6 protein-coding genes and 1 pseudogene are annotated in these 8,572 nt (G+C 67.8%); 4 read left to right on the forward strand and 3 right to left on the reverse strand.

All coding sequences use genetic code 11. From position 1 onward, the window contains the following. The first annotated feature begins 166 nt into the window (after positions 1–166). From lysX to VFH65_RS10725, 3 genes are all read left to right on the forward strand, one after another. Positions 167–3,472 carry a bifunctional lysylphosphatidylglycerol synthetase/lysine--tRNA ligase LysX gene (gene lysX, locus VFH65_RS10715; protein WP_353321311.1) on the forward strand — a complete coding sequence of 1,102 codons (3,306 nt, stop codon included), beginning with the start codon at positions 167–169 and terminating at the stop codon, positions 3,470–3,472. A gap of 87 nt (positions 3,473–3,559) precedes the next feature. After that, positions 3,560–4,894, forward strand: a complete 1,335-nt coding sequence (locus VFH65_RS10720) for an alpha/beta hydrolase (RefSeq protein WP_353321316.1) — start codon at positions 3,560–3,562, stop codon at positions 4,892–4,894. 66 nt (positions 4,895–4,960) lie between these two features. Next, positions 4,961–5,260 (forward strand): hypothetical protein, encoded by a 300-nt coding sequence (locus VFH65_RS10725; RefSeq protein WP_353321317.1) that lies wholly within the window; start codon positions 4,961–4,963, stop codon positions 5,258–5,260. Here VFH65_RS10725 and VFH65_RS10730 read toward each other — a convergent pair. After that, positions 5,254–6,345 carry a hypothetical protein gene (locus VFH65_RS10730; RefSeq protein ID WP_353321312.1) on the reverse strand — a complete coding sequence of 364 codons (1,092 nt, stop codon included), beginning with the start codon at positions 6,343–6,345 and terminating at the stop codon, positions 5,254–5,256. The genes VFH65_RS10725 and VFH65_RS10730 overlap by 7 nt on opposite strands. After that, entirely contained in the window at positions 6,342–7,661 is a 1,320-nt protein-coding gene (locus VFH65_RS10735; protein ID WP_353321313.1) for a hypothetical protein, read from the reverse strand. The genes VFH65_RS10730 and VFH65_RS10735 overlap by 4 nt, the downstream gene beginning before the upstream one ends. Before the next feature lie 55 nt (positions 7,662–7,716). On the opposite strand from VFH65_RS10735, the gene VFH65_RS10740 reads away from it, so the two are divergent. Further along, the gene (locus VFH65_RS10740; protein WP_353321314.1) at positions 7,717–8,181 is read left to right on the forward strand and encodes a hypothetical protein; all 465 of its coding nucleotides are present in this window, start codon (positions 7,717–7,719) and stop codon (positions 8,179–8,181) included. 2 nt (positions 8,182–8,183) lie between these two features. Here VFH65_RS10740 and VFH65_RS10745 read toward each other — a convergent pair. Further along, a pseudogene (locus tag VFH65_RS10745) lies at positions 8,184–8,572 on the reverse strand (CHAT domain-containing protein); the annotation flags it as partial.

Consider the following 8,572-nt stretch of genomic DNA (forward strand, 5'->3'; position numbering starts at 1 on the left):
CCACGCCGGACCGGTGCGCGACGGCCTGAAGAGCCTGCAGCTCGCATTCCGCGAAGCGAGCGCCGCGCCGGAGGAACCGGGTCACGGTCCCGGGGAGAAATACACCGGCCCTGTCTGGTAGCTACTCACACCAATTTGACCGGTCGAGCGAATATCCTCGCGGCCTATGACCCTCACTAGCCCCGCGAGGACGCGACGCACGTCTCGGTACTGGTGGGTCCCCGCGGCGGCAGGCTGGACCGTCGGCGTCATCGCCACCCTGTCGCTGCTCGCGAGCATCTCGCCGCAGATCCGGTGGATCATCAAAGTGCCGAGGGAGTTCGTCAACGACTACATCTTCAACTTCCCCGACACCAGCTTCGCGTGGGCCTTCGTACTGGCCCTACTGGCGGCGGCGCTGGCCGCCCGCAAACGCATCGCGTGGCTGATTCTCGTGGCCTACATGGTCGCGGCGATCGGCTGGAACCTCGGCGACCTGATCACCGGCGACGAGACGATCATGGAAGACATCGGCGAGGTGATCGGGCTCGCCTTCCACGCCGCGGCGATCGTGTTCCTGTTGATGGCGCGCAAGGAGTTCTGGGCCAAGGTGCGGCGCGGCGCGCTGCTGAAGGCCGCCGCCACCCTCGTCGCCGCGATGGCGGTCGGCACGCTCGTCGGGTGGGCGCTGTTGGAGTTCTTCCCCGGCTCGCTGGCCCGCTCGGACCGATTCCTGTACGCACTGAACCGGGTCAGCGCGTTCGCGGGCGCCGACTCCAGTTCGTTCTCCGGTCATCCGCACGTGTTCGTCAACGCGCTGCTGGGCCTGTTCGGCGCGCTGGCGCTGATGGTCGCCGCGGTTGTGCTGTTCCAGTCACAACGCGCTGAGAACGCGCTGACCGGCGAGGACGAGTCCGCTATCAGGGGCCTGCTTGAGCTCTACGGCAAGAACGACTCGCTGGGTTACTTCGCAACGCGCCGCGACAAAGCGGTGGTGTTCGCACCCAACGGCCGCGCCGCGATCACCTATCGCGTCGAGGTCGGCGTCTGCTTGGCCAGCGGCGATCCCGTGGGCGATCCGAAGGCCTGGCCGCAGGCCATCCACGCGTGGCTGGCGCTGTGCCAGAGCTATGGCTGGGCGCCGGGCGTGATGGGCGCCAGTTCGGCGGCGGCCGAGGCCTTCCACGACGCTGGCCTGAACGCCCTGCAGCTGGGCGACGAGGCGATCCTGCATCCCGACAGCTTCCGGCTGTCCGGGCCTGACATGCGTGCGGTGCGCCAAGCCGTAACTCGTGCGCGCCGGGCCGGTGTCACGGTGCGCATCCGACGGCATCGCGACATCGACAGCGCTGAGATGGCTGACGTGGTCAAGCGGGCCGACGCGTGGCGGGACACCGAAACCGAACGTGGCTTCTCGATGGCGCTTGGCCGGCTCGGCGACCCCGCCGACGGCGACTGCCTGCTGGTCGAAGCGGTGCAGGGCGAGACCGTGGTGGCGATGCTGTCACTTGTGCCATGGGGCAACAACGGCGCGTCACTGGACTTGATGCGCCGCGCACCCCAATCCCCCAACGGCACAATCGAATTGATGGTCAGCGAGCTGTGCATGCAGTCCGAAGCCATTGGAGTGACCCGGATCTCGCTGAACTTCGCGATGTTCCGGTCGGCGTTCGAGCAGGGCGCGCAGCTCGGCGCGGGCCCGATCGCCCGGCTCTGGCGCGGTCTGCTGGTGTTCTTCTCGCGGTGGTGGCAGCTCGAGACGCTGTACCGGTCCAATATGAAGTACCAACCCGAATGGGTGCCCCGCTACGCCTGCTACGAGGACGCCCGGCTGGTCCCGCGCGTCGGCGTCGCATCGGTGATCGCCGAAGGCTTTCTGGTGCTGCCCTTCTCGCGGCGATCCGAACAGCCGCACACCGGCCACCACATCTCCGCGCCTGAGAACCTGGTAGCGACCGGCTTATTGCACCACGACGGAAGCACGCCGGATGTCAGTGAGCTACAAGCCGATATGCCCGAGGAGGACGACTCGCCGCGACTGCCCGAGCAGGTGCGGGTCCGGATGGCCAAACTCAAGGCATTGCAGGACGACGGGATCGACGCCTACCCCGTAGGACAGGCGCCCAGCCACACGATCGCGGAGGCGATCGATTCCGAAGGGGCAGGCACGCTGACGGTGGCAGGACGGGTGCTGCGCATTCGCGACTACGGCGGCGTGCTGTTCGCTACACTGCGCGACTGGTCCGGCGAAGTCCAACTGCTGCTTGACAATTCGCTGCTCGAGAGCGGCACCACGGCCGACTTCACGCACGCCATCGACCTGGGCGACCTGATCGAGGTGTCCGGCACCATGGGGTACAGCAAGAAGCGCACGCGGTCGCTGATGGTGCTCAGTTGGCGGTTGACCGGCAAGTGCCTGCGTCCGCTGCCCGACAAGTGGAAGGGGTTGACCGACCAGGAGGCGCGGGTGCGCGCCCGGTACGTCGACCTGGCGATCAACACCGACGCGCGCGATCTGATCCGGGCCCGCAGCGGCGTCCTGCACGCCATCCGCGAAACCCTCGTCGGCAAGGGGTTTTTGGAGGTCGAGACGCCGATCCTTCAGCAGATTCACGGCGGCGCCAACGCCCGTCCATTCCTCACCCACATCAACGCCTACGATCTCGACCTGTACCTGCGGATCGCACCCGAGCTCTACTTGAAGCGGCTGTGCGTCGGCGGTGTCGAGCGGGTCTTCGAGCTGGGCCGGGCGTTCCGCAACGAGGGCGTGGACTTCAGCCACAACCCGGAGTTCACTCTGCTCGAGGCGTATCAGGCCCACGCCGACTACAACGTGTGGATCGACGGCTGCCGCGAGCTGATCCAGAACGCCGCGCAGGCCGCCAACGGCGCGCACGTGTTCCTGCGTCCGCGCGAGGACGGCGTCGTGGAGCCGGTCGACATCTCCGGGCAGTGGGCCGTGAAGACCGTGCATGGCGCGGTGTCCGAGGCGCTCGGCGAGCAGATCGGGCCCGAGACCGACCTGGCCACGCTGCGCAAGCTGTGCGACGCCGCCGACATCCCCTACCTCACCCACTGGGATGAAGGCGCCGTCGTGCTCGAGCTTTATGAGCGGCTGGTCGAGGACCGCACCGAGGAGCCCACCTTCTACAAGGACTTCCCGACGTCGGTGTCGCCGTTGACAAGGCCGCACCGCAGCATTCCCGGCGTCGCGGAACGCTGGGACCTGGTGGCCTGGGGCGTCGAGCTGGGCACCGCCTACAGCGAGCTGACCGATCCCGTCGAACAGCGAAGGCGTCTGCAGGAGCAGTCGCTGCTCGCCTCGGGCGGCGACCCGGAGGCAATGGAGCTCGACGAGGACTTCCTGCAGGCGATGGAATACGCGATGCCGCCGACCGGCGGGCTCGGCATGGGTGTGGACCGGGTCGTCATGCTGATCACCGGCCGCAGCATCCGCGAGACGCTGCCCTTCCCCCTGGCCAAACCCCGTTAGTAGCTGACTCACAGCTGGCCCCAAGGTTTCGCGACCACGATATGGGCCGTGACACTGCTGGAACAGATTCGTCATCACCTTTCACTGATGCATGGGTGGATTCCGACGACGGTTCAGGTGCTGGCCGCTGTGGCACTGATCGCCGCGATCGGCTGGCGGACGCGCCGGTGGCGATTGGTCTGGCTGCCGTGGGCAGGGCTGGTCGGCTGCGCGCTGGCAATCACCGCTTATTGGTACGTCGCATCGCAGGGGTTGGCCGACAACCCGGCGCCTCGGTCGTTGTGGATCTGGATCGGGCTGTCGGGGTTCGCGGCCGGCGTGCTTGTCGCTGGGTGGCGTGGAGCCCGATGGTGGCGCCGCGGCGCGTCGGCGATGGCGCTGCCGCTGAGCCTGCTGTGTGCGGCGCTGGCCCTGAACCTGTGGGTCGGCTACTTCCCGACTGTGCAGACCGCGTGGAACCAACTGACCGCCGGGCCGCTGCCCGATCAGACTGATCTCGTCGCGGTGACAGCGATGCAGAAGCAGCACAGGATCCCGATCAAGGGCACCTTGGTGCCGGTGAACATCAGCGACGCTGCGTCAGGCTTCAAGCACCGCGGCGAGCTCGTCTACCTGCCACCGGCCTGGTATGCCACCGATCCCCCGCCGCCGCTGCCGACCGTGATGATGATCGGCGGCGAGTTCAACACCCCCGCCGACTGGCTGCGGGCCGGTAACGCCGTCAAGACGATCGACGACTTCGCGGCGGCGCATGGCGGTAACGCGCCCGTGGTGGTCTTCGTCGACCCCGGCGGCGCGTTCAACAACGACACCGAATGCGTCAACGGCGCCCGCGGCAACGCTGCCGACCACCTGACCAAAGATGTTGTGCCATACATGATTTCGAACTACGGCGTGAGTCGTAATCCGGCGAACTGGGGTATCGTCGGCTGGTCGATGGGCGGCACGTGTGCGGTGGACCTGGCCGTCATGCATCCGGAGATGTTCAGCGCGTTCGAGGACATCGCCGGCGACGTGAGCCCCAATTCGGGTAACAAGTCCCAGACCATCGATCGGCTGTTCGGCGGCAACGCCGCGGCATACGCATCCTTCGATCCATCGACCGTCATCACCCGCCACGGCGCCTACACCGGTGTGACGGGCTGGTTCGACACCAACTCCGTCAACGCCGCCGACCAGACGGCGGCCGCCAACTCGCTGTGCGCATTGGGCAGCGCCAACGGCATCAGGTGCGCGGTCGTCACCCAGCCCGGCAAGCACGACTGGCCGTTCGCGGCGCATGCGTTCGCATCGGCCCTGCCGTGGATGGCAAGCCAGATCGGCACGCCGGCTGTGCCGACCATCCCACTGCCGGGACAGCCACCCGGACCGCCGCCGTCTGCTCCCCCGTCGGCGCCGTACATACAGGCCGCTTCGAAGTAGCGCGGTACCGTGAGCGGCATGCCGGACGAAACACCTCAAGAGCCGGAACCCGCCGTCGAAGGCGAGGTGGTGGACGACCTCGCGCTGCAGCCCGATGACCCGTCACCACCGCCTTCCCCTGCGGCCGCACCGCCGGTCGAGCCCGTGGACACCGGCTACACCCCAGGCGGTGTGCCGACATTTGAATCGGTACGCGAGAAGATCGAGACCCGCTACGGAACGGCGATCGGCTCGGCCGAACTCGACGCGGAATCCCCGGAGGGGCGCACCATCGAGGAGCAGTACGACGCCCGTCAGCGCGCGGCTGCCGAACGGCTGGCGCAGATCCGGGAGTCGATGCGCAAGCCCGAGGACGAGTCTCAGTAGTCGGATTCGGCGGCCAGGATCTCGGCAAGGAACGCGTCGCCGGCGGGCTGGTTCAGCCGCGCCCGCGCGAAATCACGGATTCGTTCCCGCGTTTGGGAGGATTCCTGCACGTCGGCACCAATTGTCACGGCGGTCGTCCGCCAACCATGGTCCCAGGCCGCTGTTTCCGTCATCGGCAGCTGCTGGGCGTCGACGAGCGGCAACGTCGCGGTCCCGTCGGCGTCAAGCACACCCGTGCCGACGACGGATTCCGAACGCAGACGCACCGCAATACCGGCCGGCGAGCCGGTTCCCGAAAGTGCCGCACTCACAACGGCCTTGGCCACCGCGTCGACCGCCTCGATGCGCCACTCGACGGTGTGCTCGGCGGCGTCGAAGATCGCGGGCGGGACGGCGGCCCAGTTGATCGAATCCACGCCGCTTGCGATCGGTGTCGTGCGCTGCCCGGCTTCCGCGCCGGCGGCAAGGGCGTAGTCGTCACGGCGCCCCACCGACTGGGCGCCGAGATCGGCATCTAACTCGACGCCGACGTCGTCGGCGAGTTCGGAGCACGCCCGGACAAGCTCGACGACACGTGGATCACCTTCTCGGGCAAGGTAACCCAGGGCGACAGCCTGCGGCCTGAGCAGGCCCTCCACGTCGGAGTCGAACGTGTCGTCGGTGAAGAAGTCCTGCGCGGCAGCGGTCGCCAACGCGATCTCGGCGTCCAGCAGCGCCGCGTCGAGGGCGGCGATGCCGTCCCGGTAACTCGCCGGCCACCAGCGGCGAAGCCAGTGCCCGAACGCCAATCGCCGCAGCGTTTCGAGCGAACCTTCGCGCACGTCGACGCCTGCCAACTCGACTGATTGCGCCTCGGGTGATCGGCCGTCGAGCGCAGCGGCGACGGCGGTGTGGCCGGATTCGCCGAGAATCCGCCACAGCCAGTCCGCGCGAGTCAGATCGGTGAACGTGATCGCGGCGGGAGCCGACGGATCGTCAACCGTCCACGTCAACACGGCTCCACTCACCTCGAGCACGGCCAGCAGCGGCGTCGGCTCGGCCAGCGGGCCGGTGCTCCACAGACCGGAATCAGCGACGAGTTTCATCCGGCCACCTGAAGTTCGAGCATCGACTTGATCCGCTGCCGGTGGTCGAGGCTCACCGAGCGTGCCACCCCTTCGAGCAGGCTGCGCACGTCGTCGACGTCGTCGCAGGGCTCCTGCCAGACGTCGCGGCCGTGCAGCCGTGCCCACAGCCTGCTCAGATACGGGCGCTCGAAGGCGGCGAGGTCGTCGATCACCTGTTTCTGCCGCGGGTGAAGCGGCCCACCCTCGGCGAGATAGCGGCGCGCATGCATGACATACGCCTCCTTGCGCAGCCGCGCCTGGATCTGGGCGGCGAGCTCATAGCGCGCCCTTGCGGCGTCGGCCAGCGGCGCCAGGCACGCCGCGATCTCGATGCCGGCGATCAGCGTGGCCTGCTTGTCCTCGGCCATCAGGCCCCACGGCGCGCACGCCCGATCGACCTCCTCCGCGCACAACAGCGGGATATCGGGCAACTCCTCGCGATCCAGGGCGCGACGCAAAGTGCTGCGGACGCGGTCGACCACCGTGCGGTTCAGCGGACGATCGCCGTCAGTACCGCTGACGATGAGCGGAGGTGGTTGCGGCTCAACGGAACTCAGGCCGAGTTCGACAATCGACCACGGCAGCTCCCACACCTGCCTGCGCGCCTTCGCCCCAAGGTTGTACGGCGCCGCATCGGCGATCAGTGCGGTCCAAACCCGTTGGCGTGCCGCCGCTGCGGTGTGGCTGTCCGCGCCGCCCAGGACGGTGGTCAAGCCGGCCATGAAAGGCCCGGTGATCTCCTTGCCTGCCTTGACGTCGCGCCAACTGTGGCCGAGTTGATCCGACAACTTGGCGATGAACTGCCGGTCGGAGACGTGTTGGTTGAGCACCTCGATCCCAGTGCGGTCCCGGTCGCTATGAACCGCGCGCAGCACGGCTTCTGCCGCATCGCGATCCTGTTGGGCTGGCGCGCCTTTCGTCACCGCCAGCTCGAAACAGACAGGGAAGTACAACTCCTGGGCGTTGCCGCTGGTGATTCGCAACCGGCGGCGCTCACGCTTGAGGATGTCGAACCACGCTGCGGTGGCCTGCAACACCGGCCCGTACCCGACGATGGCGTCGTGCATCGCCTCGGCAACATCGGCTGCCACGAACGGCGCCGAGTATTGGGTGTTCGATCGCAGCCGAAGGACCAAGGGGTCGAGGATCCGCTTGACCGTCCGACGCAACGGGCCGCCGTCGTCGCCGCTGAGCACCTCCAGACCGGGTCCGATCGCACGCCACGCCTCGTCGATCACGGCGCGGCGCGGACGGGTGACGACGACCGCCGTCACCTCCGGAGTCTCCGTGCTCATCTGCACAGGATAAAAGTTGGGTTCGGTAGCCGGGCGCCGACCGGAAACTACTGGCATGTCGTACACGGATTTTCTCCAGTTCGTTGTGCTCGCCTGCTTCGGTGCTGCGGCGATGTTGGCCGCTCCGCGACCCGACATCGGCGGTGTCTTCCCGGCCGCGGACGAGGTCGATGAGCGGCTCGCCACTGACGAAGACATCCGCGCTACCTGTGCTGAGTTCGACGAGATGCTGGTCGGCAAGGGTCTGCTCACCGGTGACCAGCTCGACCTGATCCGGCATGGCAGGAAGGCGCAGGCCGTCGTCACGGGCATGCGCCCCACCGGCACGGCTCGCGAGGACTTCCGCGAGGTCGAACTCGCCGTGATGGTCCTGAGGCTGGGAGGCGGTCAGTTCCCCGCCCATGAGAAGGCGCTGATTCCGGTGTCGTCGCTGAGGAAGGTCTACCCAGGAAGCGTCATCGACACGTACTACCGGCCGGGCGACGAGTCGGCGATCGCCGTCTGCGTGCCGCCGAGCTGAACTCATCGGGCGCCGTCGACGGCGAAGCTGACCAGCGCCGCCCAGTACAACGGGCTGGCGCCCAGGTCGCCGTCGCGCCAGCGCCGCATCTGATCGCGTTGCCAGCTGTTGACCGCGCATCCGGCATCGGCGGTTTCGTGGCCGCGGTCGACGGCGATGATCGCATCGGCCATCGGATCGACATCGTCGACGGGCGAGGCGAACTGGCGATAGCCGGCGGCGGTCGGCAGCGACCACAACGTGGCGGTCACCAGCTGTGCGCCGCCGAGGATCATCGCGGCCACCAGGCCGGTCGCCTCGTCGAATTGGTAATCGCCGCCCGAGGCGCAGGCCAGCATCGCGACGCGCGGCGGCATCGGCAGCTTCAGCGACATCAGGTCCGATGCGGTCA

The organism is Mycobacterium sp. (assembly GCF_035697385.1).
GTDB lineage: Bacteria > Actinomycetota > Actinomycetes > Mycobacteriales > Mycobacteriaceae > Mycobacterium.